We start from the raw sequence: 25,152 nt of genomic DNA on the forward strand, positions 1-25,152 counted from the left end.
GGTGCCCTAACGTACGGTCTCCTTGAGACCGACGCCGGCGAAGCCGACCATCCGTTCGATCTCCGGGTGGGCCTGCGCACCGGGGTCGGGATGCCAGCGCGCAATCGGCACCACCCCGGGTTCCTGCAGCGCGAAATCACCGAAGAGCGACTCGATCTCGACCTTGGACCGCATTGTCATCGGGGTCGGCGTGCGGGAGTAGAGCTGCTGGTGACGCGCGGCCAGTTCGGGCTGTCCGTCCGAGCTGGCGTGCGAGACGACGAGCATGCTGCCCTCGACCAGGGCATCACCCAGCTGGGCGATGACCTCCCGCGGCTGGTCGGCATCGGGCACGAAATGCAGCAGGGCGACCATCAGCACGGCCACCGGACGATCCAGGTCCAGCAACTCGCGGACCCGTTCGTCGTTCAAGATCTCGTCGGGCCGGCGCAGATCGCCCTGGAGCACCCGCGTCGCCGGATCGTCGCCCAGGATGGCGCGACTGTGCGCCACGGCGATGGGGTCGATGTCGACGTAGACCACCCGGCTCTGCGGGTCCGCCTGGCGGGCCACCTCGTGCGAGTTGCCCACCGTCGGGATGCCCGAGCCGATGTCGAGGAACTGGGTGATGCCGCGGCTGACGCAATACCGGATGGCGCGGCGCAGGAACGCCCGGTTGGCCTGCATCATCACCGGCAGCTCGGGCCACATGCGGATGGCCTCCTGGGCCATCGCCCGATCGGCCGGGAAGTTGTGGAAGCCACCGAGGTAATAGTCGTAGACCCGCGCCGCGCTCGGCCGGTCCAGATCGATCTCGGGCGGCGCCCAACTAGGCCTGGTCATCGCACCCCCATCGCGTTCCCCGTCTGTCGTCACGTCGTACTGAACGAACGGCGAGTCGGTCCAACGGATTCGCGGGCCCGATCGGGGGCCAGTGTCTCACTCCAGCCAGCCGAATCGAAGACGAGCCGCGACCGTTCGATCACCGTCCGGGGGCGACGAAAGCCGCCGGAATCACCCAAATAGAGCTTATGCCCCTTCGTCACGGAGCCCATACTCACGGTGACTCAAGGGGAGGCCCACGCGTGCCGTATCGCACCCAATCGCTGCATGACACCCCTACCGCACCGCAGGCCGGACCGGCCATGTCCGCCACCAGTTGGACCCACTGCTGGTGCTGCGGCCGATCGCTCGATCACCCGTCGCTGTGCCATTGCGGGCAGCCGCACTACTGCGAGGGACGGCCGCCGGACTGGTGCCAGCGGCCGGCGGACCGCTGACCCGACGCGGTCAGGCCCCGGGCTCGTCGTCGGCCGCCGAGGTGACCGGCGAGTCCAGGACGGTCACCGGGATCCCGTACGGCAGGAACCGGACACTGCGGTTGCTGTCGGTGTTGTGCTTGTTCGCACGCAGGGCCTCGAGCTCGGTTGCGAACACCTGCTCGACCCGCGCATCGCCGTCGGCGTCCACGGTGTAGATCATCCAGACGCCCTCGCCGGTCTCCCCGGTCGTCTCCGGCTCGGGTGCCGAGCGCCGACTGCCCCCGAATCCGGCGGACGAACCTGCGCCGCGGCCCTCGCCGGAGGCGTTGAGCATCCGGGCGAACTGACCGAGCGCACCCCGCAGTTGATCACCGGCCCCGGGGAAGAAGCGATCGAGATCGTCGGGATCGAATCCGAACTCGTTGTTGGCCATGTTGGGAACCTCCTGCTGGCGCCGACCCGCAGCACCTGCGGACCATTCCAGTGTGCGCTCTGCGCCCGCGGCGGCCCTGCGGGTCGCGGACGGGCCGGGCACCGACCTGCCCCGGCGCCCGGAACGAAAAGGGGCTCCCCACCTGCCATCAGGTGAGGAGCCCACACGTCGGGATGACAGGATTTGAACCTGCGACCCCTTGACCCCCAGTCAAGTGCGCTACCAAGCTGCGCCACATCCCGGCCACTCGGCGAACCGAGCGTCAGAAAGCCTACCCCAGCCGAGGCGGCCGCGGCGCCATCCCGGCCGAACTGATCGCCCCAGGTCCTCAAGGTTCTGTACACGTGTTCGTTTTCACGGTAGGATCAGCTATGTTTGTCGACGACCACTGGGGCGGCCGCCCGGTGCGGGTCTGGTCCGGGGCCCGGCCCCCGGCCCGCTGGGGCCTGCCGGAGTCGTTGACCCACGGGGTCGTGTTGCCCTTCCGTGCCAGCGCCGCTCGCGCGGCCGTCCGTGTGCGGTCCTGGCGGGAGACCCTGGCCACCACGGGCCCGGGGGCCGACCTGGCCCGGGTGCTGGAGACCCGGCCCGACGGCCCCGTCGACCGAGCCGACGGCTCGACCGACTGCTCGGCTGAGGCCACCACGACGTCAGTGCCGCTGTGGGCGAACACGTTGATCGATTCGCTCCAGGCCCGCCAATCCCTGATGGCGCACCTGCAGGCCCGGCAGCAGGCCGATCTGGCCGAGCTGTCCGGCTGCTACCCGGGCCTGCACGAGTTCCTGGCCACCGAGATCGCCCTCGCCCTGGGCATCGCCGAGGGCACCGCGACCCGGCAACTGGCCGAGGCCGTCGACCTGACCACGCGGCTGCCCGAGACCTTCGCCGCGCTGGACGAGGGCCGGATCACCCCGGTCAAGGCATCCACCATCCGGTCCCACACCCAGGATCTGGACCTGGATCAGTCCGCCCTGGTCGAGGCCGACGTCCTGCCGGCGGCGCCCCGGGGGACCGTGCCCGAACTGCGACATGCCGTGCAGCGCGCGGTCATCCGGCACGACCCGCACGGCGCCGACGACCGGCATCAGGCCCAGCGCGAGCGCCGCCGGGTCAGTGTCAAGGCCCAGCCCGACGGGATGGGCAGCCTGTGGCTGCTGTCCACCGCGCAGGACGTCGCCACCATCCAAGCCTGCCTGGTCGCCGTGGGTGACGCGGCCGCCTCCCCGGACGACGGTCGCACCGCCGACGCCCGCCGGGTCGATGCCATGGTCGACCTGTGCGCCGAGGTCCTTGACTCGGGGCAATGGCGGGGCACGGCCCTGCCCACCCGGCAGCGCCGCCGCCCGCACGTCCAGGTGACCGTCCCGATCACCGCGCTGCTCGACCCCGCCACGACGGCCGGCCAGAGCGCCGAGTTGCACGGATACGGCCCCATCACTGCGGCCCAGGCCGCCCAGATCACCGCCGACGCCACCCTGCGCCGCCTGGTCTGCGACCCGCTGACCGGAGCGCTGCTGGATTACGGCCGGACCACCTACCACCCACCGGCCGCGCTGGCCGACCACGTGCTGGTCCGCGACCAGACCTGCCGGCTGCCCGGCTGCCGACAGCCCGCGCAGCGCTGCGAGCTCGACCACGTCGAACCGTTCCGCCCGGGCCACGACACCGGCGGAACCACCAGCGCGACCAATCTGTGCCTGGTCTGCAAACACCACCACCGGGCCAAGGACGGCGGCGAGTTCCTTCTCCGGCGCACCGCCGACGGCTACGACTGGACCAGCCCGCTGGGCCGCCGCTACCGGCAACCGCCGACCCGGCTGTGGGAACCGCCGCCGGAACACCCACCCGAGCGGCCGGCGTCGGTCTTCACCGCCGACCCACCCGATCGGCCGATCCGGGACGACGACCCGCCGCCGTTCTGAGTCCGCGACCGTGCGGGCGAGCACGGGCACCCGCCGACTCTCGGCTCAGCCGGGCGCATCCGGCGGCTCGGGATATCCGGCGGCTCGGGGCCAGCTGGGAGAGACTGTTGACCGCCCCGGCCCCACCTGCGAAAGAGCCCGATGACCGCCGCCGTGCTGCTCGTCGCCGGCGGGCTCGCCCTGCTCATCGTCGGTGCCGAGGTCCTCGTCCGGGGCGCCGCGGCGCTGGCCGGCGCGTGGGGCGTGCCGCCGGTCGTCGTCGGGCTGACCGTAGTGTCCGTCGGCACCAGCGCACCCGAACTGGCGATCGGCATCGACTCGGCCATCAACGACGCCGGCCCGTTGGCCATCGGTAACGTCGCCGGCACCAATATCGTCAACCTGCTGCTGGTGCTCGGGCTCTCGGCGGCCATCGCCCCGCTGGCCATCGCGGTGCCGACGATCCGCCGGGACCTGCCGATCATGGCGGCCATCGGCCTGCTGCTGCTGGCGCTGTGCTGGGACGGCTCGCTCAGCCGGGTCGAGGGCGCGATCCTGCTCGCGATCGCCGTCGGTTACACCGTTCTCATCGTCGGGCAGGCCCGGCGCGACCCGGTCGCCATTCAGGTCGCCGCCGACGAGGTGCCCGCCCCCCGAGGCCGGGGCTGGGTGAACCTGCTGCTCACGGTCGCCGGCCTGGCCGTCATCGTGGTCGGCGCCGACCTGCTGGTGCGCGGTGCGGTCGACCTGTCCCGCGCCTTCGGCGTCTCCGAGGCCGTCGTCGGCCTGACCGTGGTCGCCATCGGCACCAGCGCCCCCGAACTGGTCACCACGCTGGTCTCCACGTTCCGCGGCGAACGGGACATCGCCATCGGCAATCTCATCGGTTCCAGCACCTACAACATCGGTCTGGTCCTCGGCGGATCCGCGCTCGTCGCGCCGCTGGCCGTCACGCCCGAACTCGCCCACGTCGACCTGCCGATCATGGTCGCGGTGATGCTGGTCTGCATCCCGGTGTTCCTGACCGGTCGGCGGATGAGCCGCGCCGAGGGCATCGGCTTCGTCCTGGCCTACGTCGTCTACCTGACCGTGCTGCTCGCGGTACGGACCTGATCATGACCGCCCGGGTGCTGCCCCAGGCGGTCGTTGACCCGGTCGACGCCGACGACGTCGCCGCCACGACCGAGGTCGTCCGCTCCCTGGGCGTGCCGGTGACCAGCCGCGGCAGCACCTCCATCGCCGGCAACGCCGTCGTTCCCGGCATCGTGAGGCGTCGTCGAACCCGGGTCGCGCTGTGAGCGCCTCAGCGACGGTGCAGGTGGCGTCGGCGACCCGCTGCGCGCGGGGTCACCCGGGCCAGGTGCCGGTTCAGGTCCAGCACCGCCGCAATGGAAGGTGCTGGCCACCACCGGATCTCACCGGCGTCGAGGTGATCGCCCAGCCGCACTGCCACCACCGCGCGGTGACGGGCTTCGACATCGACCGGGCCCTGCTGGAAGCGGCCGGCGCGCGGGTGACCACCCTGGCCGATTGCTGCGGGTTGGCCGGCAACTTCGGCATGGAGCGGGGGCACTACGAGATGTCCGTCGCGGTTGCCGACACCAGCCTGCTGCCGGCCCTGCGCGCGGCACCGGCCGAGCGGCTCGCCCCCGGCGTGGACTGACCGGTCCGCGCCGGGTTCGCTGATCAATCCCGCGCCATCGGCGGCGCGGTGTCCGATTCGGCGCGGCTTTGATCAGCGAACCGCTCGCACGACCGGGCTACTTCTTCGCGCCGCGCTTCTCCCGCACCCGCACGTTCACCCGCACCGGGGAGCCGGTGAACTCGAAGTCCTCCCGCAGCCGGCGCTCGATGAACCGGCGGTAGCCGGCCTCCAGGAAGCCGGTGGTGAACAGCACGAACGTCGGCGGCCGGTTGGACGCCTGGGTCGCGAACAACACCCGCGGCTGCTTGCCGCCGCGCACCGGCGGCGGCGTCGCCGCGATCAACTCGCCCAGCCAGGAGTTCAACCGCCCGGTCGGGATCCGCCGGTCCCACGACTCCAGCGCCCGGGTCATCGCCGGCGCCAACCGGTGCACGCCCCGCCCGGACTGCGCGGAGATGTTGATCCGCTGGGCCCAGGCCACCCGGGCCAGGTCCCGCAGCACCTCGTCCTCGACCTCGGCGCGGCGGTCGGCGTCCACCAGGTCGGCCTTGTTCAGCGCGATCACCAGCGCCCGGCCGGAGTCGATGACCATGCTGATCACCCGCTGGTCCTGCTCGGTGATCGGCGTCGACGAGTCGATCAGGGCGATCGCCACCTCGGCCGATTCCAGCGCCGTCTGGGTGCGCAGGGAGGCGTAGTACTCCATCCCCTTGGCCTGGTTCACCCGCCGCCGCAGGCCCGCGGTGTCGACGAAACGCCAGAGCTGGCCGTCGATCTCGACCAGCGAGTCGACCGGGTCGACGGTCGTGCCGGCCACCGCGTGGACCACCGAGCGGGACTCGCCGGTCAGCTTGTTCAGCAGCGAGGACTTGCCCACGTTCGGCCGGCCGATCAGTGCGACCCGGCGCGGACCGCCGCCGCTGCCGACGAACTCCTCGGGTGCCGTCGGCAGCGCCTCGAGCACCGCGTCCAGCAGATCGCCCGAGCCGCGGCCGTGCAGCCCGGAGACCGCGATCGGCTCCCCCAGGCCCAGCGACCACAACGCGGCCGCATCGGCCTCGGCCCGCTCGTCATCGACCTTGTTCACGGCCAGGATCACCGGCCGCTTGGACCGCCGCAGCACCTTGGCGATCGCGTCCTCGGTCTCGGTCGCGCCGACCGACGCGTCGACCACCACCAGCACCGCGTCGCTGGTCTGCATCGCCCGCTCCGCCTGCGCGGTCACCTCGGCCTGCAGACCGCTGGCCATCGGGTCCCAGCCGCCGGTGTCGACCACGGTGAACCGGCGGCCGCGCCACAGCGCGTCGTGACTGACCCGGTCCCGGGTCACCCCGGGCACGTCCTGCACGACCGCTTCCCGCCGCCCGATCAACCGGTTGACCAGCGTGGACTTGCCCACATTGGGCCGGCCGACCACGGCCAGCGTGGGCGCCGGACCACCCTGGTCGAAGCCGTCGTCCTCGGCCGAGCCGTCCTCCCAGCCGGTGAACTCACTCTCGTCGGCCCACGTGCCGTCCGCTACCCCGTCGCCGGCCTCGATCGCCGGTCCTGCGTATTCGTCGCTCATCTCATCCTCACCACATCCGCGTCCAGTTCCTGCACCAGCGCGGCCAGGTTCACCCGGATCGCCTCGGTTGCCTCGGCCACCGGCTTGCGGCCACCGCCGACCGGCACCGTGAACGGCTGGCCGACCAGGGCGGTCACCGCCGGCCGGAACCGTCGCCGTCGTCCGGCCGGCCGCGCCGTGCCCCGGATGGCCACCGGCACGACCGGGGCGCCGCCGCGGGCGGCCAGCCAGCCGGCCCCGGCGAACACCGAGTCGACATTGCCGTTCCCACGCGCACCCTCGGGAAAGATGCCGATCGCCCCGCCCGCCTTGAGCTGCGCCAACGCCTGCAGCAGCGGTTCCCGGTCGGGGGCGCCGCGGACGATGGCGTACTGGCCGACGTTGGTCAGCAACCAGCCCAGGGGACCCTTCACCGCCTCCGCCTTCACCAGGAACGACACCCGCCGCGGCAGGCAGCCGAACAGCACCGCGCCGTCCATCAGGTGCTGGTGGTTGGCCACGACGACCACCGGCCCGCTGGTCGGGATCCGCTCCGCGTGGTGCAGCACCACCCGGTAGGTGAGCAGGTTGACCACGATGCCGATCCGCCGGCCGCGGTCCATGCCTTTGGGTCCGGTGTGCGGCGGGGTCGGGTCGGCCGTCCCGCCCAGGTGCCGCCACCTCACGCCGGCACCTGCCGTCGATGACGCATCACGGACTCGCGTCGCTCGCGCGGATGCCCCGGTCGGCGGCCAGGGCCAGCACCCGGGCGACCGTCTCCTCGACGGCCAGCTCGGACGAGTCGACCACCACCGCATCCGCGGCCGCCTGCAGCGGGGCGTGGGTGCGGCTGCTGTCCTTGCTGTCCCGGCGGTGCAGGTCGGTGGCCACCGCGGCCAGGTCCAACCCGACCTCCCCGGTGCCTGCGCCGACCAGCGCCGCGTTCTGCCGGTGCCGGCGACGCGCCCGTTCGGTCGCGTCGGCGGTCAGGTAGATCTTCAGGTCGGCGTCCGGGACGACGACCGTACCGATGTCCCGGCCCTCCACGACCATCCGGCCGGAGCGGGCCAGCCGCCGCTGCCGATCCAGCAGGAAGGAACGTACGGCCGGGTTGGCCGACACCGGAGTCACGGCGAGAGTGACGGCGCTGCCGCGGATCTCGGAGGTGACCCGGTCGCCGTCGAGCACGTGCTCCTGCCGGTCGGCGGTGGTCGGCGACTCGAACGTCAGCGCCGGCAGCACCGCGGCCACCGCGGCGTCGTCGACCGGATCGACGCCGGCCCGCAGCACCGCGAGGGTGACGATCCGGTACATCGCCCCGGTGTCCAGGTAGCCGGCGTGCAGCGCCTGGGCCACCCGCCGGGCCACCGTCGACTTGCCGGTTCCGGCCGGGCCGTCGATGGCGATTACAAAACTCGAGCTCACAGCCCGACCGCCTTGTACAGCTGCGAGACCTCGACCGGGTTGAGCTTGCGCAGGGTGCCGGGCCGCTGATGACCCAGCTGCACCGGTCCGATCTGGGTGCGCACCAGCCGGGACACCGGCCGGTCCACCGCTTCCAGCAGCCGCCGCACGATGTGCTTGCGCCCCTCATGGATGACGACCTCGACAACCGCCCGGTTGTGGTGCAGGTCCATCACATCGAACGAGTCGACCTTGGCCGGACCGTCCTCCAGCTCGACCCCGGCCTTGAGCCGGCGACCCAGGTCCTTCGGGATGGGTCCGGGCACCTCGGCCACGTAGGTCTTGGCCACCCCGTAGGACGGGTGGGTGAGCCGGTGGGCCAGGTCACCGTCGTTGGTCAGCAGCAGCAGACCCTCGGACTCCATATCCAGCCGGCCGACGTGGAACAGCCGCTCCGAGCGGTCCTCCAGCATCTGCCCGATGTGCGGGCGCCCCAACTCGTCGGACATGGTCGACAGCACGCCGCGTTCCTTGTTCAACGCCAGGTACACCAGGTCGGTGCGGGTGGTGATCCGGTTCCCGTCGACGTGCACGACGGCGTTCTCCGGGTCGATCCGGGTGCCCATCTCGCGCACCACGATGCCGTCGACCTTCACCCGGCCGTCCCGGATCAGTTCCTCGGCCTTGCGGCGCGACGCGACACCCGCCGAGGCGAGCACCTTCTGCAGTCGCACGCCGTCGTCGGCGGCCTCGCTTCGATCAGACATCGTCCAACTCTCCAGCCTCGGGCAACAGCGGTCCCAGGGAGGGCAGCTCGGTCAGATCGCCCAAGCCCATCCGCTCCAGGAACATGTCGGTGGTGCGGTACAGGGTGCCGCCGGTGTCCGCGTCGATGCCGCAGTCCTGGATCAGGCCCCGGGACATCAGGGTGCGGATGACGCCGTCGACGTTGACGCCGCGGACGGCGGCGATCCGCGCCCGGGTCACCGGCTGCCGGTAGGCGACAACGGCCAGGGTCTCCAGCGCGGCCTTGGACAGCCGGCTCTGCGCGCCGTCCAGCACGAACCGCTCGACCACCGGCGCGAACCGGTCACGGGTGTAGAAGCGCCAGCCGCCGCCGAACTCGCGCAGCTCGATGCCGGAGTTGGCCGCCGTGTAGTTGTCGGCCAGCTCGGCCAGCAGCGCCCGGACATGGCCGGGGGTGTGCCCCACCGCGGCCGCGATCTGCGCCTCCGGGATCGGGGTGTCGGCGACCAGCAGCACCGCCTCGATCGCCCCGGCCAGGTCGTGCTCGGGCACCTGATCGACGGCCGGCGGCTCAGGCGCCACGGCCTCCGCAGTCTCCGGCGCGTCCGGCGCTTCGGTTGCTTCGTTCACTCGTATTCCTCCACGTCCGCGCCGGAGGACTCGGCGCGGCCGACATCCGGTGCCATCCACCGTACGGTCAGCTCACCCAACGGCAGGGGTTGATCGAAGGCCACCGCCGACTCCCGGTACAGCTGCAGCAGGCCCAGGAACCGGGCCACTACCTGCAGCGTCGCGGTGCAGTCGGCGACCAGCTCGCCGAACGTCGCCGCGCCCCGGGTGGCCAGCAGCTCGCGCAGCATCCCGGTGTGCTCGGCCACCGAGACCCGCGGCGCGTGGATGTGGTCGACGTTGACCACCGGTTCGGGCTTGGGCGTGAACACGGTGCCGGCCAGGTCGGCGAACGCCTCCGGGGTCAGCCCGATCGTCACCTCGGGCAGCAGGCCCAGATAGCGCTGTTCCAGCGAGACCGCCCGCGGGTAGCGGCGCAGCGCCCCCGCCTCCAGCTCCGCGAACAGCGCCGCCACCTGCTGGTAGGCCCGGTAGGCCAGCAGCCGCGCGAACAGCAGGTCCCGGGCCTGCAGCGGCTCGTCCGGGTTGAGCCCGTCGTCGGCCGGCGCCGGTAGCAACCGGGCCGCCTTCATGTCCAGCAGGGTCGCCGCGATCACCAGGAACTCGGTGACCTGGTCCAGGTCCCAGTCCTTGCCCATGCCCCGGACGTGGGCCAGGAAGTCGTCGGTGACGCGGTGCAGCGCCACCTCGGTGACGTCCATCCGGTGCTGGCTGATCAGCTGCAGCAGCAGGTCGAACGGACCGTCGAAGTTGTCCAGCCGCACGTGGAAGGACTTGCGGCCGCCCTCGACGCCCTCGGGCGTCTCCGATTCGTCGTGCGACCCGCCCTCCGCCGATCCCGGCAGCTGCCGGTCGCGGGGGGTCACGGTCATCGAGCGATCACTTCACGCGCAAGCGCCTTGTAGGCCTGCGCCGCCGGGTGGCTCGGGGCGTAGGAGATGATCGGCTCGCCGGCGACCGTGGTCTCCGGGAACTTCACGGTTCGGGTGATGATCGTGTCGTAGACGGTGTCGCCGAAGCGCTGGTCGAGCATGCCGACCACCTCGCGCGAGTGCACGGTGCGGCCGTCGTACATGGTGACCAGGACGCCGGCCACCTCCAGGTCCGGGTTGATCCGGGCCTGCACCTTCTCGATGGTGTCGACCAGCAGGTGCACCCCGCGAAGCGAGAACCATTCGGCGGCCAGCGGGATGATCACCCCCTGGGCGCAGGTGAGGGCGTTGATGGTGAGCAGCCCGAGCGAGGGCTGGCAGTCGATCAGGATGTAGTCGTAGGCGTGCAGCACCGGCCGTAGCGCCCGGGACAGGGTGTGCTCCCGGCCGACCTCGTTGATCAGCTGCACCTCACCGGCCGACAGGTCGATGTTGGCCGGAATCAGGTCGACGCCCTCGATCCCGGTCGGCACCAGCACGTCGGTCAGCTGCGTCGACGGCTCCAGCATCAGGTTGTAGATGGTGTGGTCCAGCTCGTGCGAGGCGATGCCCAGCCCGGCCGACAACGCCCCCTGCGGGTCCAGGTCGACCAGCAGCACTCGCCGCCCGTAGGCGGCCAGCGCCGCCCCCAGGTTGATGGTCGAGGTGGTCTTGCCGACCCCGCCCTTCTGGTTGCACATGGCGATGACCTTGGCCGGACCGTGGCTGGTCAGCGGCTGCGGCTGGGGGTCGCGGCCCCGCATCGCGCGCAGGGCCGGAGACGTCGATCCGGCCACGCCGTGATCGACCGGACGGTCGGGCACGCGTTCCACGACAGGCGCCGCTGCCGGCGCCGGTTCCGGTTCGGCCGGCGCCGGGACGGGCACGGGGGCCGGCGGTTCGATGCCGGGGAACGCGAACTGATCCCGCTCCTGGTAGTCGACCGCCGCGGCCAGCGATCCTTCGACCCGGGGACCACCGGTCCCTGCCCAGACCTCGTCATTCCGTTCGCTCATGCGTCCTGGAACTCCCTTGCCAGCCGTGTCGTCATCCCGACGATCCCGTCAAGGGTAGGTGGCCGGCACCGGCCCGACCAAAACGACCCGCCCGGCCGGACCTCGCCGATCGGGCTAGGACGGCCGATCGGCTGAGGACCCTGAGGACGCTGAGGATCCTGAGGTCGGTGTGACAGGTGGGACTCCCGGGGAGGTCGGTCGGTCGTCGACGACCGGGACGAGCTCGCGGGTGTCGGCCGGGCCACCGCCCGCATCGGCCCCGCCCGCGGCCCCACCCGCCGCATCGGCGGTGGCCGGCTCCCCCGGGCGCAGCGCGACGAACGCGGCCAGGCCGGCCAGCAGCACCAGCAGCACCGCCCAGAGCACCCGCGGCTCGTCCATCGACAGCAGCCAGATGATCAGCGCCACCGCCGCCGCACCGGCGCCGGCCCGCACGGCCAGCTGCCAGCGCGGGTCACGGACCAACCCGGCCGCCTGACCGGCCTGCCGGCGCAGGCTGGTGGCGCTGCGCGAGCGGCCGAACAACCAGCTCACCGCGGCGATGACGGCGGCCAGTCCGATCAGCGCCCGGACCTGGTCCCGCAGCCCGGCCAGCAACGACGCGACGAAGGCCTCCGTCACCTGCGGCTGCAGCGGCGATTGCCCGACCAGCCACTCCCGGCCGATCGCCGCCCCGACCACCAGCACCAGCAGGGACACCGCGACCCAGAACCCGGCCCGGGCCAGCCCGGTGAGCCGGCTGGGCGCGATCAGGATGGAGGCCAGCAGCAGGAGCAGGGCGACCCAGGGCAGCCAGGTGCCCAGGGTGTTGAGCAGGTCGTAGTAACCGGCGATCGCCTGCAGGTCGGCCTGCCCGGTCAGGTTGATCACGACCGGGATGTCGGGGATCTGGTTGGCCCAGCTCACGCCGGCCGACTCGAGCTTCTGCTTGATCGCCGCGGCCCCCTGGGACAGGTCGACGTTGACCGAGTGCAGCTTGGTCACCTCGTCGTTGTACTGGCCCTGCATGGCCTGCACGAACACGGTGTGGGCCTTGGCGTTGGCCGCGTTCCACAGCTCGGCCATCTTGGGGCTGGTGACCAGCTCGTCGACCATCCGGCTGATCGCGTCGGTGATGTCCGAGCGGAAGGTGGCCAGGTACCCGGTGGCCAGGGTGGCCAGCTTCGGCGGCAGGCCCAGCGACTGCAGTTCGTCACCGATCTTGTCGGCCAGCTGCAGGTTGCTGATCTGCTCGTCGATGGCGCCGGTCAGCCGGTTCTCCAGGGCCGAGACGATCGCCGGGTCGGTGGCCAGCGGTTCGACCGCGGCCAGGTACGCGTCCTGGTCGGAGACCAGGGTGCTGGCCCACTTCGCGGTCAGCGCCACCGGGGTGAGCACGCAGCCCAGGACCAGCAGCACGATGGAGGTCACCCGCCAGATCCGGGCCTGCGGACCGTGGTCGATCGTGTGCCAGACGGAACCGGCCGCGTGCTCCACCCGGACCGTTGCCGAAGCCGTTTCGCCGCTCATGTGTGCCCTCCAGCTCGGCGGGCCGCCCGACTGCTCGCCTGAATCTTCGTATCGAAATCATTGAGATCCGATCACATTCAACGGCGCCAGCGCGGGAAGCACTTCATCCATCCGGGATGATGTCCGCGAAACCGGCAATCAGGCACGGTCGGTACTGTCCCGGCGGCGCTCGCCGTGCCCGGTACCCGTCAGGGTGCGTGTCGCGGGCACACAGCGTCGCCGTGCTCGAGAAGAACGGATTCCTCATGGCCAACGAGCCCGAGACCCAGCACTCCCCGACGGCGCCGGTGGTGCACCACCATCCCGACGATCCGCTGCACGCCCGCCGGGTGCACGCCTACGGGCTCCCCCGCGGGCTGATCATCATGCTCGGCCTGGCCGCCGGCGTGGTGGTCGCGGCCGGCATCCACGCGGTGCCGGATCTGATCGGCCCGATCTTCCTGGCCCTGGTGCTGACCATCACGGTGGACCCGCTGCGCGGCATGATGATTCGCCGCGGCGCTCCGCGCTGGCTGGCCACGCTGGTCGTGGTGATCGGGGTCTACGCGATCATCTTCGGGCTAGTGATCGCCGCCGCGGTGGGCGTCGCCCAGTTCGTCGGCCTGATGCCGCAGTACGCCGACCAGCTGCAGACCGAGCTGACCGGGGTCAAGAGCTGGCTGGCCGGGATGGGGGTCACCCAGGAGCAGATCCAGAGCATGCTCTCCAGCGTCGACAAGAGTTCGATCCTGTCCTACATCGCCTCGCTGCTCTCCAGCGTGATGAACGTGTTCACGTCGCTGTTCTTCATCATCACGCTGCTGATCTTCCTGGCCGTGGACGGCTCGGTGTTCAGCGAGCGGATGGTCAAGCACCGCCCGGGCCGCGAGCCGGCGCTCAACGCACTCGGCCAGTTCGCCGCCGGCACCCGCAAGTACTTCGCGGTGGCGACGATCTTCGGCGGCATCGTCGCGGTCCTGGACGGGGCCGCCCTGGTGATCATGGGGATCCCGGCGGCCGGCCTGTGGGCGCTGCTGGCGTTCGTGACGAACTACATCCCCAATATCGGATTCATCATCGGCCTGATCCCGCCGGCCCTGCTCGGCCTGCTGGTCGGCGGCCCGAGCCTGATGATCTGGGTGATCGTCGTCTACTGCGTGCTGAACTTCATCATCCAGTCGGTGCTGCAGCCCAAGTTCGTCGGCGACGCGGTCGGCCTGACCACCACGATGAGCTTCCTGTCGCTGATCCTGTGGGCGTTCCTGCTCGGACCGCTGGGCGCCATCCTGGCCATTCCGGCCAGCCTGCTGGTCAAGGCGATCATGGTCGACGTCGACCCCGAGGCCAAGTGGCTGCAACTGTTCCTGGGCGACGAACCGATCCTGACCAAGAAGGAAAAGACGCCGAAGCCCGCCAAGAAGAGCAAACCGGCGGTCGAACCGGCCTGATCAACGGCAAAAGGCCGCGGATCCCACTGACGGGATCCGCGGCCTTTCGCGTGCTACGTGGGGGTGACGGGGTCAGCGCGCCTGGAAGGTCAAGCAATCGGCGGCGTCCGCGCCGGCCCCGATCTTGACCGAGCTGGCCGTGCACTCGAGCGACTCGTTGTGCTGACAGTCGGCCCGCTGACAGGCGCCGACGTGGCCGGTCACCTTGGCCAACCCACCCTTGGACGACAACGGGATGAAGGTGGCGCAGGCGGCATCGGCAGATTCGCGGCCGCCCACCGTGATCGCGAACGCGTGGCAGTTCGAGTGATCGTTGTACGAGCACCCGGACACCGTGCACTCGGCAATCGGACGCATCTCCAGCATCGCAGTCATGGTTCCTCCGTCGACTCGGCGTGGTGGGCCTGCCCAGACGGTCGACGGTAGCCCTCGAAACGAAGACCGGCTAGCCAGGCAGTACTGCCTTACCCGCAGGTCAGAGGCCATCCGGACAGCGCAGCTCGCGCATCTCCCGCAGGTACTGCTCCTGGCCCACCATCCGGTACAGCAGCCGGGCCGGCCCGGGCACCTTGCTCATCAGGTTGCGCCGTTCGGCCTCGGTGGCGTCCTCGAGCATCGCGCCGAGCATCCAGGCCATCCGGTTCAGCGGGATCCAGCTGGCCGCGCGCAGCCCCAGCGCGAGCCATTCGCGGTTGCTGAAGTGCCGGTCCACCGCGGGCAGCACCCGCTGCTCGACCAGATCCAGATGGTCGGTGACGCCGTCGGCCAGCTCGGTCAGGATGTCCACCAGCAGGTCGCGCACGTCGAGGTCGGCGGCCGCCGTCCACAGCCCGAGCATGGCGTCCAGCTCGTCGAGCAGCTCCTCGTGGCGCCGGTGCCGCGCCTGCATGCCGTCCCGGATCGCCGGTTCCAGCGGGGCCCGTTCGGCCAGCCGGCCCAGCAGCAGGTGCTGCTCGGCGTGGTGATGGTGGCGCAGCGCGGTGGCCAGGTCCCGGTAATGACCGGCCAGCAGCACGGCCCGGTCGGCGCGTCCCGCCGGCACCGCGCCGACCAGCGCCGGCAGCAGCCGCAGCTCCCGGCGGAAGACCTTGTGGACCAGCACCAGATCGGTGGCCAGACCGACCCGTTGAGGACAGCCGGCGGTCCCGGTCGCGAGGTCGACGGGTGCGGACACGGGGTACCTCCGGGGGGTCGATCGGTGGGCGGAGCCGACCCGATGCGGGCACCGTCAGCCGGTCACCGGACGCCATCGGGCGGGGTTGCCATCAAGAGATGTGACCCGTCTGCCTGATACACCGGAACGGCCTGTGACCGGCACCGATCACCGTCCGACTAGCGGGCCCGCGGGTGCGCGGTGACGTAGACCTCGCGCAGCGCGTCGACGGTGACCAGGGTGTAGATCTGCGTGGTGGTCACCGAGGCGTGGCCCAGCAGCTCCTGCACCGACCGGACGTCGGCGCCGCCTTCGAGCAGGTGGGTCGCGAACGAGTGCCGCAGCGTGTGCGGGGAGACACCGGACGCCGGCAGCCCGGCCCGGCGGGCGGCGTCGGCCAGCACCTGCCAGGCGCTCTGCCGGGACAGCCGGCCGCCGCGAATGTTGAGGAACAGCGCACCGCGGGCCGGGCCGGCGCCCCGACCGGCCGCGGCCAGCACCGGCCGGCCCCGCACCAGGTAGGCCTCCAGGGCGCGGAGGGCGAAGGAACCGACCGGGACTAGCCGCTCCTTGGCTCCCTTGCCGTGCAGCCGGACCACCGACGTGATGGGCGGGGCAACTTGGGGATCGGTCGGGTCGGTCGGGTCGGTGGACGACCGGCCGGCCAGGCGGCCCGGGCCGAGGTCGATGTCGTCGACGTCGAGCCCGACCACCTCGCTGATCCGGGCCCCGGTCGCGTACAGCAGCTCGAGCAGGGCCCGGTCACGCAGGCCGCGAGGACCGTCCGGGTCGGCGGAGCCGGCCGCGTCCAGCAGCCGGCCGATGGCCTCGACCGGCAGCGCCTTGGGCAGCCGGCGGGCCGGCGTCGGCGGGTGCACGTCCCGCGACGGATCGGCCTCGGCGGTGCCCTCGTTGAGCAGGAACCGGTGCCAGCCGCGGGCCGCGACCACCGCCCGGGCCGCGGACGAGGCGGCCAGCGGCGGCCGGCCGTCGGCCCCGGTGCGCAGGCAGACCAGGAAGTCCGAGACGTCCGCGGCGGTCACGTCCGCGACCCGGGTGCGCCCGGCCGCGGCCAGGAACTGCAGGTACCGGTTCAGGTCACGGCGGTAGGACAGCACCGTGTTGCGGGCCACCCCGCGCTCGACCACCAGATGATCGAGGTACCCGCGCAGGGCGGCGACCAGCTCGGGCGACGGCTCGACCGGCGAGGCCACCGCCTCCCGAGCCGGGTTCACCGACACCGGGACCGGCCCCGGGCCGGGCCGGGCACCCTCACAGCTCGCGGGCCCCGTCCAGCGGCGGGGCGCTTGGGGTGCCCGCGCCCCGGTACACGGTCCAGGGCGCGTCCGGCTCGGCCGGATCGGGCCGGGCCACCGGCGTGGCGATCCCGCGGAGCACCGCGTCGGCGGCCAGCACCCCGGCCACCGCCATCACGTTGACGATCGAGCCGGCCAGCGCGGCCTGCACCGCCGCCCGCAGCGGCACCCAGACCACGCGCAGCTCGGCCTCCTCGTCGTCCGGACCGTCCGGGCGGCCGACGAAGCTCATCCCGGTGGCCAGAAAGATCCGCACCGTCTCCTCGCTGAACCCGGGGGAGGTCGCCACGTCCAGCAACTCGGTCCAGCTGTCGGCTCGATACCCGGTTTCTTCCAACAACTCTCGCTGGGCCGCAGGCTGCGCGGGCTCGCCCGGCACGTCCAGCAGGCCGGCCGGCATCTCCCACAGCCGCCGGCCCACGGCGTGCCGGTACTGCTCGATCAGCAGCACGTGGGCGGTCTGCGGGTCAGTCGAGTCGAGGGCGACCACCGACACCGCCCCGCCGTGCCCGACGATCTCCCGGTTGGCCGTCCCTCCACCGGGCATCCGCACCTCGTCGACCCGCAGCGAGACGATCTTGCCGTCGTAGACCGGGGTGCTGGCCACCACCGTGAAGTCGTGCCCGGCCGGCCCCGGGGTCATCCGGCCACCAGCGCGGCGGCCGGGTCCGGGTCGGCCTCGGACTCGGGGTCGGCCGGCTCGCCGTCCCGGTCGGTGCCCAGGATCGGCAGCCGCTCGGACTCCAGATAGTCCAGGGCGGCCCGGACGAACGAGGCGAACAGCGGGTGCGGCCGCGTCGGCCGCGACTTGAACTCCGGATGCGCCTGGGTGGCGACCATGAACGGGTGCAGCTCCCGGTCCAGCTCGACGAACTCGACCAGCGAGGAGTCCGGGGAGGTGCCCGACAGGTGCAGGCCGGCGGCCTCCAGCACGTCGCGGTAGGCGTTGTTCACCTCGTACCGGTGCCGGTGCCGCTCGGTCACCGACGTGCTGCCGTAGATCTCGGCGACCAGCGACCCCGGGGTCAGCCGGGCCGGGTAGGACCCCAGCCGCATGGTGCCGCCCATGTCCTTGGCCCCGGCGACGACGTCGTGCTGGTCGGCCATCGTCGCGATCACCGGATCGGCCGCGTTCGCGTCGAACTCGGCCGAGTTCGCCCCACCCAGGCCGGCCAGGCTGCGGGCCACCTCGATGACCATGCACTGCAGGCCCAGGCACAGCCCCAGGATCGGGATCCGGTTGACCCGGGCGAAGGTGATCGCGCCGAGCTTGCCCTCGATGCCGCGGACCCCGAACCCGCCCGGGATCAGCACCCCCTGCACGTCGGACAGTGCCGCCGCGGCCCCGGCCGGGGTGATGCAGTCGTCGGAGGCGACCCAGACGATCTCGGCCCGCGCATTGTTGCCGAACCCACCGGCCCGCAGTGCCTCGGTCACCGACAGGTAGGCGTCGGGCAGGTCGATGTACTTGCCGACGACTGCGATCCGGACCGTCTCGGCCGGGTGGTGCACTCGCTCCAACAGGCCGCCCCAGGTGGTCCAGTCCACGTCGTGAAAGCTCAGGTTCAGCCGGCGCACCACGTACGCGTCCAGCCCCTCACGGTGCAGCACCCGGGGGATGTCGTAGATCGACGGGGCGTCCGGGGTGGAGATGACCGCCTCGGCGTCCACGTCGCACATCAGCGAGATCTTGCGCTTGAGGTTCTCCGGAATGTCCCGGTCCGAACGGCAGATCAGCGCGTCCGGCTGGATGCCGATGTTGCGCAGCGCGGCGACCGAGTGCTGGGTGGGCTTGGTCTTGAGCTCGCCGGAGGGCGCCAGGTACGGCACCAGCGACACGTGCAGGAAGAACACATGCTCGCGGCCCAGGTCGTGCCGGACCTGGCGGGCCGCCTCCAGGAACGGCAGCGACTCGATGTCACCGACCGTGCCGCCGATCTCGGTGATCACCACATCGGGGGCCTGCCCGTCGGGATCGGGGTCGGCCATCGCCCGGATGCGTTCCTTGAGCTCGTTGGTGATGTGCGGGATGACCTGCACGGTGTCCCCGAGGTACTCCCCGCGGCGCTCCCGGGCGATCACCCGTGAGTACACCTTGCCGGTGGTCACGTTGGCGTCGGCCGACAGGTTCCGGTCCAGGAAGCGCTCGTAGTGCCCGATGTCCAGGTCGGTCTCGGCCCCGTCCTCGGTGACGAACACTTCCCCGTGCTGGAACGGGTTCATCGTCCCGGGGTCGACGTTGATGTAGGGGTCCAGCTTCTGCATGGTGACGCGCAGGCCCCGTGAGGTGAGCAGCCGACCCAGGCTCGAGGCGGTCAACCCCTTGCCCAGCGAGGAGGCGACGCCGCCGGTGACGAAGATGTGCTTGGTGATTCGCGGCGATATCGCCAACGCAGCTCCCGTGTTCTGCTCTGGTCCGGTCGGCGTCCCCGCCGCCCGGCTGGCTGGGCGCCTGACGGCGCCTGTCCCACGGAATTTCACCCTACATCGGTCCGGGCCCATCCCGTGCTCATCCGGCGGCGAGCGCATCGATCGGGGTGACCCGCACCGCCGGCCGGACGGACACCGCCGCGGCGATCAGGGTCAGGGCCGCGGTGGCCCCGACGACGATGACGATCGGTCCCGGCGGCAGCGCCGGCGGGACCAGCGCGCCGGTCAGCTCCGGGCCCAGCCAGACCGACCCCATCAGCGCCTGCGCCCCGGCCCAGCCGTACCCGATGCCCAGCACCAGCCCGGTCAGCAACGCCGTCACCGTCAGATGGGTCGCCTCCAGCAGCACCATCCGCCGCACCTGCCCGGTGGTCAGGCCCAGGGTGCGCAGCAGCCCCAGCTCGCGGCGCCGCTGCCGCACCCCCAGGGTGAGCAGGTTGACCAGCCCGACCGCGGCGATGGCCGCGCTGACCGCCACCAGCGCGGTCATCACCGCGGTGAAAGTATCCAGCGGCCGCTGCAGCTCCGCCGGCAGCGGTCCACCCCAGGCGGCGGCCATCCGGGCCGACACCGACTCGGCGGCGACGGCGAGCATCGTCACCAGCGTCACCCCGATGACGATCCCGATGGCCATCCGGGAGGAGCGCTCGGGGTACCGCAACGCGTTCTCCGCGGCCAGGCGAGCCGCGGTCGACCCGCCGAAGGCCCGGCCGACCAGGCGGAGCAACGGCGGCATCAGCACGGCCGCGCCGACCACCAACCCGGTGAACGAGAGCAACCCGCCGACGAACGCCACCACCACCCCGTACGGCGAGAGCAAGCCGATGCCGATCCCGCCGACCAGCAGCGCACCGCCGGTGACCAGCAGGAACCCGGCGGTGGCGTGCCGGGCCGGCCGGCGCACGACCTGCTCGTAGGCCGGTTCGTCGGCCGCGCCCAGCGCCTGCAGCGGGGTGACCGTCAGCACCCGGCGCGATCCCGCCCAGGCCGCCGCCCAGGTGGTCAGGGCGACGATCACCGCCGGCCCGAGCAGGGACGGCCGGGGCACCAGGTAGTCGACGTCCAGGTCGAGCGCCGACCCGGCCATGGCGACCCCGCCCATGGCCATCGCCGTCCCGATCAGCAGGCCCAGCACCGACCCGACCGCGCCGACGATCAGCCCCTGCCGGGCCACCTGCGCGCGTTGGGACCGGGCGGTCGCCCCGAGCAGCCGCAGCTGGGCGATGCGCCGGGTGCGTCCGGCGACCACGGTGGCGAAGGTGTTCGCGGTGACCACCGCGGCCACGTAGATCGCCAACCCCAGCAGCACGGTGCCCAGGAAGCTGAGCAGGAACGCGACCGTGTCGCTGCGTCCCATGTCCGGGTCGGCCCGCAGCATCGCTTCCAGGTACCCGGTGGCACTGATCAGCACCACGCCGAACGCGCTGGACAGCGCGGCCACCAGCACGCTGGCCCCCAGGCCCGGTTCCAGCCGGGGCCGCACCCGACGCCGGGGCGCGGCGGCCGGGCCCAGCTCGGTGATTGGCCCGGACAGCGTGGCCGTCATGCCGGCACCTGCTGGGTCGCGGCCGTCGTCGTCGCGCCGGTCGCGCTCCCGGTCTCGGGCGCCGGCTCCGCGGCCAGCAGGAACGCGGCGATCTGCTCGGCGGTCTGCCGGGGCTTGTCGGCCACGATGCGGCCGTCGCCGAGGAACAGCACCCGGTCCGCGTACGCGGCCGCGATCGGGTCGTGGGTGACCATGGCGATGGACTGCCCACCCTCCCGGCTGGCCACGGCCAGCAGACCGAGCACCTGACGGCTGCTGCGCGAGTCCAGGTTGCCGGTCGGCTCGTCGGCGAAGACCAGGTCGGGCGCGGTGGCCAGGGCGCGGGCGATGGCCACCCGCTGCTGCTGCCCGCCGGAGAGCTGGTGCGGCCGGTGGCGCAGCCGGCCGGACAGGCCCAGCGCGGAGATCAGCCGATCGACCCGAGTCCGTTCGGCGTCGGTGGGGCGGCGACCGTCCAGGTCGAACGGCAGCAGGATGTTGCCCAGCGCGTCCAGCGTGGGCACCAGGTTGAAGGCCTGGAACACGAACCCGATGCGGCGCCGGCGCAGCACGGTCAGCTCGGTGTCCGAGCGGCCGGTGATCTTGGTGTCGCCGATCCACGCCTGACCGGAGGACGGCGCGTCCAGCCCGGCCATGATGTGCATCAGGGTGGACTTGCCGGACCCGGACGGGCCCATGATCGCGGTGAACTCGCCGCGGCGGATGCTCACGCTGACCCCGGCCAGCGCGTGCACCATCCCTTCGCCGGAGCCGTAGGTCTTGGTCAACTGCTGCACCCGGGCCGCGGGGCGGGGGGCGCTCTGTCCGATCAACATGCCTGCGACGCTAGGGATCACGCGGCGTCGCGGGCATCGGTCGGCAGTCGCGCCCGCATCCATCCAGCGGATGATCCTGGCGGTCCGCCGGGCTCAGGTCAGACCGTGTTCATAGGCGAACACGACCAGCTGAACCCGGTCCCGCAGGGCCAGTTTGCCCAGGATCCGGCTGATGTGGGTCTTGACGGTCGCCTCGGAGAGGAACTCGCGGGCCGCGATCTCGGCGTTGCTCAGGCCCCGGGCGGCCAGCGCGAAGATCTCCCGTTCGCGCTGGGTCAGCTCGGCGAACGCAGCCGGGACCGGGGCCGGCGCGGACGCCGCGAACCGGCTGAACAGGTCCCGGGTGGCGGCGGCCGCGATCACCGCGGACCCCGCGTGCACGGTGCGGATGGCGGCCAGCAGGAACTCGGGGTCGGCGTCCTTGAGCAGGAATCCGCTGGCCCCCTGCCGGATCGCCCGGGCCGCCGCCTCGTCCAGGTCGAAGGTGGTCAGCATGACCACGCGCGGCGGGTCGGGGTCGGCCAGCAGCTCGGCGGTCGCGGCCAGCCCGTCCAGCACCGGCATCCGGATGTCCATTAACACCACGTCGGGCCGGCTCGCCCGGACCATGTCGACGCCCTGCCGCCCGTCGGCCGCCTCCCCCACCACCTGCAGGTCGGGTTGGGAGTCCACGACCATCCGGATGCCGGCCCGGAACAGCGCCTGGTCGTCCACCAGCGCCACCCGGATCCGGTCGGGACGCGCGGTCATGCCGGCCACTGCACGGGCAGCCGGGCCTGCACCCGGTACCGGCCAGGACCCCGGTCGGCCCGCAGGTGACCACCGGCCAGCTCGGCGCGTTCCCGCATGCCGATCAGGCCGTGGCCGGTGCGCTCGGTGGCCGGCGCCGGCCCGGACACCCCGTTGTCGACCGACACCTCGACCCGGTCGTCCCGCCAGGCCAAGGCGACCTGCACCGGGCCGCCGTCACCGTGCCGCAGCGCGTTGGTCAGCGCCTCCTGCAGGATCCGGTACACCGCCAGCTGCACCCCGGCCGGCGGTTCGGCCGGCGGCGCCGGCGTGACGTCGACCCGCAGGTCCACCCCGGCCGCCCGGACCTGCTGGTAGAGCTCCTCGGTGTCGGCCAGGGTCGGCTGCGGCCCGTCGCCCTGGCTGTGCCGCAGCCGGGTCAGCAGCAGCCGCACATCGGCCAGCGCGGATCGGGCGGTGGAGCCGATGGTGGTCAGCGCGGCGGTGGCCGCGGCCGGATCGGTGGCGGCGGCGTACCTGGCCCCGTCGGCCTGGGCGATCACCACGGCCAGCGAGTGGGCGACGACGTCGTGCATGTCCCGGGCGATCCGCACCCGCTCGGCCTCGGCCACCGCCGCGGCCTGCGCCCGGACCTGGGCGAGCCGGTTCGCCCGAGCCTGCAGCACCGTGCGGGCCAATGCGCCGGCCGTCCAGCTCAGCAGCAGCGAGAACAGCGCGGCCCCCAGGACCAGGCCGAACTCACGGACCGAGGGCTGCGCGCCGCCCACAGGCAGCGGGCCGAGCAACACGTACAGGGTGATGACCCCGGCCCCGACCACGGCCGAGGCCAGCCCCAGCCAGAACACCAGCCGGGTGCCGTAGGCCGCCGTCGCGTAGAGCACGGCAAACACCGCGACGTCGGCGAACCGCGGCGGCACCGCCCACAGCATCTGCAGGACGGCGGCGATCCAGGCGATCGCCAGCGACAGCGGCGGCGACGCCCGGCGTACCGCCAGCGCCCCGGTGAACCCCAGCACGGTGACCAGCAGGGCCAGCCGGCCGGAGGTGCCGCCCAGGACCGCCCACTCGACCAGCAGCGCCAGCACCAGGAACGCCCCGGCCAGCGCCAGGTCGACCGCGGTCTGGGTAGGGGTCAGCCGGCGCAGCACCCGCTCACCGTAGGCGGACCGGCCGGCCGCGGCATCGGCCGCTGGATGTATCCCGGCCCCGCCCGGTGCCCCGCCCCGCCGCCCCGACCGCCGCCCCGCGTCCAGTTGATCATGGGCAGAAGCCCGTTATCCGGGGTCTTCAGACTTGATGGGGCTCTGGGCTTCCGACCTGCGGCGGCGTGTCGGGTGAGATGAGGGCTCGTGGCCTTCGAAACTGGTTGTTCTCTACGCAATCAGCCGAAGGACCACGAGCATGGACCAGAGTAGTAGCTCGCTGCTGTTGGACATTGACGGGTTGGTCGTCGACCGGGTCGTCCGCAACGACGCCGGCCGACGGGTCGTGCACTGCTCGACCGACCCCCAACTGGCCGGCTGGTGCCCGGAGTGCGGTGAGCAGTCGAAGTCTCCGAAGGCGTGGGTGACGACCCGCCCGCGGGACGTCCGGCTCGGCGAGGACAAGCCGATCCTGTTGTGGCGCAAACGGAAATGGCGCTGCCAGGTCGACAGCTGCGAGCGGAAGGTGTTCACCGAATGCCTACCCGAGCAGATCCCTGCCCGGGCCCGGATCACCACCCGCGCCCGCCGGCTGGCGGCGGAAGCGATCGGCGACCACACCCGACCGGTGTCCGGCGTCGCGGCCGAGTTCGGCATGGACTGGCGCATCGCGCACGACGCGTTCGTCGCCCACTCTGCCGCGGTGCTCCCCGACGCGCCGCCGCCGGTCACCGTGCTGGGCGTCGACGAGACCCGCCGCGGCAAGGCCCACTACGAGACCGACCCGACCACCGGGGAGAAGACCTGGGTGGACCGGTTCGACACCGGCCTGGTCGATCTGAGCGGCAACGGTGGCCTGTTCGCACAGGTCAACGGCCGCACCAGCAAGGTCCTCATCGAGTGGCTGCAGGCGCAGGACCCGGACTGGCTCGCCACCATCACCCACATCTCGATGGACACGTCCGCGACGTACGCCCGCGCCGCCCGCCTCGCCCTGCCGAACGCCGTCGTGGTCGTGGACCGGTTCCACCTGGTCGCCCTGGCCAACAAGGCGGTCACCGACTACCGGCGGGAGTTGGCCTGGGCGCTTCGTGGCCGGCGGGGCCGCAAGTGCGACCCGGAATGGGCGCAACGGAACCGGCTGCTGCGCGCCGTGGAGACTCTCACTCCGGACGAGCTGGCCAAGGTGCGGGAAGCGATGCGCCGGGCCGACCCCTCCGGCGGCCTCGAGAAATGCTGGCAGGGCAAGGAACTGCTCCGCAAGCTGCTCAAGCTCGCCGGCACCAACCCCGACCGCGGACAGATCTTCAACGCGCTGACCGCGTTCTACCTGCACTGCGCCGACTCCGAGATCTCCCAGCTGCGCAGGCTCGCGTGGACGGTGCATGCCTGGCAGAACTCGATCATCGCCGGCCTGCACACCGGCATCAGCAACGGCCGCACCGAGGGCTACAACCGGATCGTCAAACACATCGGCCGGATCGCGTTCGGCTTCCGCAACCAGGACAACCAGAAGCGGCGGATACGCTACGCCTGCACCCGGAAATCCCGGGCGTCAACCAGCAGCGCGAAGCCCTGCCAACTCTGAAG

Annotated in this window: 23 protein-coding genes, 1 tRNA gene and 2 pseudogenes; 6 read left to right on the plus strand and 20 right to left on the minus strand. The window is 72.0% G+C overall.

All coding sequences use genetic code 11. The features are described 5' to 3' along the window. Nucleotides 1-6: 6 nt before the first annotated feature. The 3 genes from NAMU_RS20020 to NAMU_RS20030 form a co-directional block, all read right to left on the minus strand. The gene (locus NAMU_RS20020) at nucleotides 7-822 is read right to left on the minus strand and encodes an SAM-dependent methyltransferase (RefSeq protein WP_015749162.1); all 816 of its coding nucleotides are present in this window, start codon (nucleotides 820-822) and stop codon (nucleotides 7-9) included. A 447-nt stretch (nucleotides 823-1,269) separates the two neighbouring features. Next, nucleotides 1,270-1,674: a hypothetical protein gene (locus tag NAMU_RS20025; protein WP_015749163.1), complete on the minus strand. Its 405-nt coding sequence runs from the start codon at nucleotides 1,672-1,674 to the stop codon at nucleotides 1,270-1,272. A 168-nt stretch (nucleotides 1,675-1,842) separates the two neighbouring features. Beyond that, a tRNA-Pro gene (locus tag NAMU_RS20030) sits at nucleotides 1,843-1,916 on the minus strand. A gap of 129 nt (nucleotides 1,917-2,045) precedes the next feature. Between NAMU_RS20030 and NAMU_RS20035 the strand changes: the two genes are divergently transcribed. From NAMU_RS20035 to NAMU_RS31940, 4 genes and pseudogenes are all read left to right on the plus strand, one after another. Next, nucleotides 2,046-3,596, plus strand: coding sequence for an HNH endonuclease (locus tag NAMU_RS20035; protein ID WP_015749164.1), 1,551 nt, complete (start codon nucleotides 2,046-2,048; stop codon nucleotides 3,594-3,596). Nucleotides 3,597-3,737: 141 nt separating this feature from the next. Beyond that, a complete protein-coding gene (locus NAMU_RS20040; protein ID WP_015749165.1) occupies nucleotides 3,738-4,688 on the plus strand; it encodes a calcium/sodium antiporter in 951 nt (316 codons plus the stop codon). Between the two features lie 2 nt (nucleotides 4,689-4,690). After that, nucleotides 4,691-4,873, plus strand: a complete 183-nt coding sequence (locus NAMU_RS20045; RefSeq protein ID WP_041369198.1) for a hypothetical protein — start codon at nucleotides 4,691-4,693, stop codon at nucleotides 4,871-4,873. A 101-nt stretch (nucleotides 4,874-4,974) separates the two neighbouring features. Further along, a pseudogene (locus tag NAMU_RS31940) lies at nucleotides 4,975-5,208 on the plus strand (hypothetical protein); the annotation flags it as partial. A gap of 127 nt (nucleotides 5,209-5,335) precedes the next feature. Here NAMU_RS31940 and der read toward each other — a convergent pair. The 8 genes from der to NAMU_RS20090 form a co-directional block, all read right to left on the minus strand. Next, nucleotides 5,336-6,787, minus strand: coding sequence for a ribosome biogenesis GTPase Der (gene der / locus NAMU_RS20055; protein WP_015749166.1), 1,452 nt, complete (start codon nucleotides 6,785-6,787; stop codon nucleotides 5,336-5,338). Continuing rightward, nucleotides 6,784-7,452, minus strand: a complete 669-nt coding sequence (locus tag NAMU_RS20060) for a lysophospholipid acyltransferase family protein (RefSeq protein WP_015749167.1) — start codon at nucleotides 7,450-7,452, stop codon at nucleotides 6,784-6,786. The genes der and NAMU_RS20060 overlap by 4 nt, the downstream gene beginning before the upstream one ends. Nucleotides 7,453-7,477: 25 nt before the next feature. Further along, nucleotides 7,478-8,191 (minus strand): (d)CMP kinase, encoded by a 714-nt coding sequence (cmk, locus tag NAMU_RS20065; RefSeq protein WP_015749168.1) that lies wholly within the window; start codon nucleotides 8,189-8,191, stop codon nucleotides 7,478-7,480. Continuing rightward, nucleotides 8,188-8,937 carry a pseudouridine synthase gene (locus NAMU_RS20070; protein WP_015749169.1) on the minus strand — a complete coding sequence of 250 codons (750 nt, stop codon included), beginning with the start codon at nucleotides 8,935-8,937 and terminating at the stop codon, nucleotides 8,188-8,190. The genes cmk and NAMU_RS20070 overlap by 4 nt, the downstream gene beginning before the upstream one ends. Continuing rightward, nucleotides 8,930-9,547, minus strand: coding sequence for an SMC-Scp complex subunit ScpB (gene scpB, locus NAMU_RS20075; RefSeq protein WP_015749170.1), 618 nt, complete (start codon nucleotides 9,545-9,547; stop codon nucleotides 8,930-8,932). Before scpB ends, NAMU_RS20070 begins: the two co-directional genes overlap by 8 nt. Continuing rightward, nucleotides 9,544-10,419, minus strand: a complete 876-nt coding sequence (locus NAMU_RS20080; RefSeq protein ID WP_015749171.1) for a segregation and condensation protein A — start codon at nucleotides 10,417-10,419, stop codon at nucleotides 9,544-9,546. Before NAMU_RS20080 ends, scpB begins: the two co-directional genes overlap by 4 nt. Then, nucleotides 10,416-11,222, minus strand: coding sequence for a ParA family protein (locus NAMU_RS20085; RefSeq protein ID WP_217180992.1), 807 nt, complete (start codon nucleotides 11,220-11,222; stop codon nucleotides 10,416-10,418). The genes NAMU_RS20080 and NAMU_RS20085 overlap by 4 nt, the downstream gene beginning before the upstream one ends. Nucleotides 11,223-11,588: 366 nt before the next feature. After that, nucleotides 11,589-12,983, minus strand: a complete 1,395-nt coding sequence (locus tag NAMU_RS20090) for a hypothetical protein (RefSeq protein WP_015749173.1) — start codon at nucleotides 12,981-12,983, stop codon at nucleotides 11,589-11,591. A 245-nt stretch (nucleotides 12,984-13,228) separates the two neighbouring features. Between NAMU_RS20090 and NAMU_RS20095 the strand changes: the two genes are divergently transcribed. Beyond that, nucleotides 13,229-14,410, plus strand: coding sequence for an AI-2E family transporter (locus NAMU_RS20095; RefSeq protein WP_138180362.1), 1,182 nt, complete (start codon nucleotides 13,229-13,231; stop codon nucleotides 14,408-14,410). 72 nt (nucleotides 14,411-14,482) lie between these two features. Here the strand turns inward: NAMU_RS20095 and NAMU_RS20100 are convergent, their stop codons facing one another. From NAMU_RS20100 to NAMU_RS20140, 9 genes are all read right to left on the minus strand, one after another. Next, complete coding sequence (locus NAMU_RS20100; RefSeq protein WP_015749175.1) at nucleotides 14,483-14,785, minus strand: DUF1540 domain-containing protein; 303 nt, start codon at nucleotides 14,783-14,785, stop codon at nucleotides 14,483-14,485. A 100-nt stretch (nucleotides 14,786-14,885) separates the two neighbouring features. Beyond that, the gene (locus NAMU_RS20105) at nucleotides 14,886-15,584 is read right to left on the minus strand and encodes a hemerythrin domain-containing protein (protein WP_015749176.1); all 699 of its coding nucleotides are present in this window, start codon (nucleotides 15,582-15,584) and stop codon (nucleotides 14,886-14,888) included. A 158-nt stretch (nucleotides 15,585-15,742) separates the two neighbouring features. Beyond that, nucleotides 15,743-16,804 carry a site-specific tyrosine recombinase XerD gene (locus tag NAMU_RS20110; RefSeq protein ID WP_015749177.1) on the minus strand — a complete coding sequence of 354 codons (1,062 nt, stop codon included), beginning with the start codon at nucleotides 16,802-16,804 and terminating at the stop codon, nucleotides 15,743-15,745. A 31-nt stretch (nucleotides 16,805-16,835) separates the two neighbouring features. After that, the gene (locus NAMU_RS20115; RefSeq protein ID WP_015749178.1) at nucleotides 16,836-17,522 is read right to left on the minus strand and encodes an NUDIX domain-containing protein; all 687 of its coding nucleotides are present in this window, start codon (nucleotides 17,520-17,522) and stop codon (nucleotides 16,836-16,838) included. Further along, nucleotides 17,519-19,270: a CTP synthase gene (locus NAMU_RS20120; protein ID WP_015749179.1), complete on the minus strand. Its 1,752-nt coding sequence runs from the start codon at nucleotides 19,268-19,270 to the stop codon at nucleotides 17,519-17,521. Before NAMU_RS20120 ends, NAMU_RS20115 begins: the two co-directional genes overlap by 4 nt. Before the next feature lie 118 nt (nucleotides 19,271-19,388). After that, nucleotides 19,389-20,855, minus strand: coding sequence for an ABC transporter permease (locus tag NAMU_RS20125; RefSeq protein ID WP_015749180.1), 1,467 nt, complete (start codon nucleotides 20,853-20,855; stop codon nucleotides 19,389-19,391). Continuing rightward, nucleotides 20,852-21,670 (minus strand): ABC transporter ATP-binding protein, encoded by an 819-nt coding sequence (locus tag NAMU_RS20130; protein WP_083785909.1) that lies wholly within the window; start codon nucleotides 21,668-21,670, stop codon nucleotides 20,852-20,854. Before NAMU_RS20130 ends, NAMU_RS20125 begins: the two co-directional genes overlap by 4 nt. 93 nt (nucleotides 21,671-21,763) lie before the next feature. After that, the gene (locus NAMU_RS20135) at nucleotides 21,764-22,420 is read right to left on the minus strand and encodes a response regulator transcription factor (protein WP_015749182.1); all 657 of its coding nucleotides are present in this window, start codon (nucleotides 22,418-22,420) and stop codon (nucleotides 21,764-21,766) included. Next, entirely contained in the window at nucleotides 22,417-23,568 is a 1,152-nt protein-coding gene (locus NAMU_RS20140) for a sensor histidine kinase (protein WP_015749183.1), read from the minus strand. The genes NAMU_RS20135 and NAMU_RS20140 overlap by 4 nt, the downstream gene beginning before the upstream one ends. 191 nt (nucleotides 23,569-23,759) lie before the next feature. Between NAMU_RS20140 and NAMU_RS20145 the strand changes: the two are divergent. Further along, nucleotides 23,760-25,150, plus strand: a pseudogene (locus NAMU_RS20145) (ISL3 family transposase). Nucleotides 25,151-25,152 lie beyond the last annotated feature (2 nt).

This window comes from Nakamurella multipartita DSM 44233, from assembly GCF_000024365.1.
GTDB classification, from domain to species: domain Bacteria; phylum Actinomycetota; class Actinomycetes; order Mycobacteriales; family Nakamurellaceae; genus Nakamurella; species Nakamurella multipartita.

Bases quoted from the DNA above. Each gene is read 5' to 3' on its own strand.
- NAMU_RS20020 (WP_015749162.1), bottom strand. From the start codon at position 822: ATGACCAGGCCTAGTTGGGCGCCGCCCGAGATCGATCTGGACCGGCCG.
- NAMU_RS20025 (WP_015749163.1), bottom strand. From the start codon at position 1,674: ATGGCCAACAACGAGTTCGGATTCGATCCCGACGATCTCGATCGCTTC.
- NAMU_RS20035 (WP_015749164.1), top strand. From the start codon at position 2,046: ATGTTTGTCGACGACCACTGGGGCGGCCGCCCGGTGCGGGTCTGGTCC.
- NAMU_RS20040 (WP_015749165.1), top strand. From the start codon at position 3,738: ATGACCGCCGCCGTGCTGCTCGTCGCCGGCGGGCTCGCCCTGCTCATC.
- NAMU_RS20045 (WP_041369198.1), top strand. From the start codon at position 4,691: ATGACCGCCCGGGTGCTGCCCCAGGCGGTCGTTGACCCGGTCGACGCC.
- der (WP_015749166.1), bottom strand. From the start codon at position 6,787: ATGAGCGACGAATACGCAGGACCGGCGATCGAGGCCGGCGACGGGGTA.
- NAMU_RS20070 (WP_015749169.1), bottom strand. From the start codon at position 8,937: ATGTCTGATCGAAGCGAGGCCGCCGACGACGGCGTGCGACTGCAGAAG.
- NAMU_RS20080 (WP_015749171.1), bottom strand. From the start codon at position 10,419: ATGACCGTGACCCCCCGCGACCGGCAGCTGCCGGGATCGGCGGAGGGC.
- NAMU_RS20085 (WP_217180992.1), bottom strand. From the start codon at position 11,222: ATGCGGGGCCGCGACCCCCAGCCGCAGCCGCTGACCAGCCACGGTCCG.
- NAMU_RS20090 (WP_015749173.1), bottom strand. From the start codon at position 12,983: ATGAGCGGCGAAACGGCTTCGGCAACGGTCCGGGTGGAGCACGCGGCC.
- NAMU_RS20095 (WP_138180362.1), top strand. From the start codon at position 13,229: ATGGCCAACGAGCCCGAGACCCAGCACTCCCCGACGGCGCCGGTGGTG.
- NAMU_RS20100 (WP_015749175.1), bottom strand. From the start codon at position 14,785: ATGACTGCGATGCTGGAGATGCGTCCGATTGCCGAGTGCACGGTGTCC.
- NAMU_RS20115 (WP_015749178.1), bottom strand. From the start codon at position 17,522: ATGACCCCGGGGCCGGCCGGGCACGACTTCACGGTGGTGGCCAGCACC.
- NAMU_RS20125 (WP_015749180.1), bottom strand. From the start codon at position 20,855: ATGACGGCCACGCTGTCCGGGCCAATCACCGAGCTGGGCCCGGCCGCC.
- NAMU_RS20130 (WP_083785909.1), bottom strand. From the start codon at position 21,670: ATGTTGATCGGACAGAGCGCCCCCCGCCCCGCGGCCCGGGTGCAGCAG.
- NAMU_RS20135 (WP_015749182.1), bottom strand. From the start codon at position 22,420: ATGACCGCGCGTCCCGACCGGATCCGGGTGGCGCTGGTGGACGACCAG.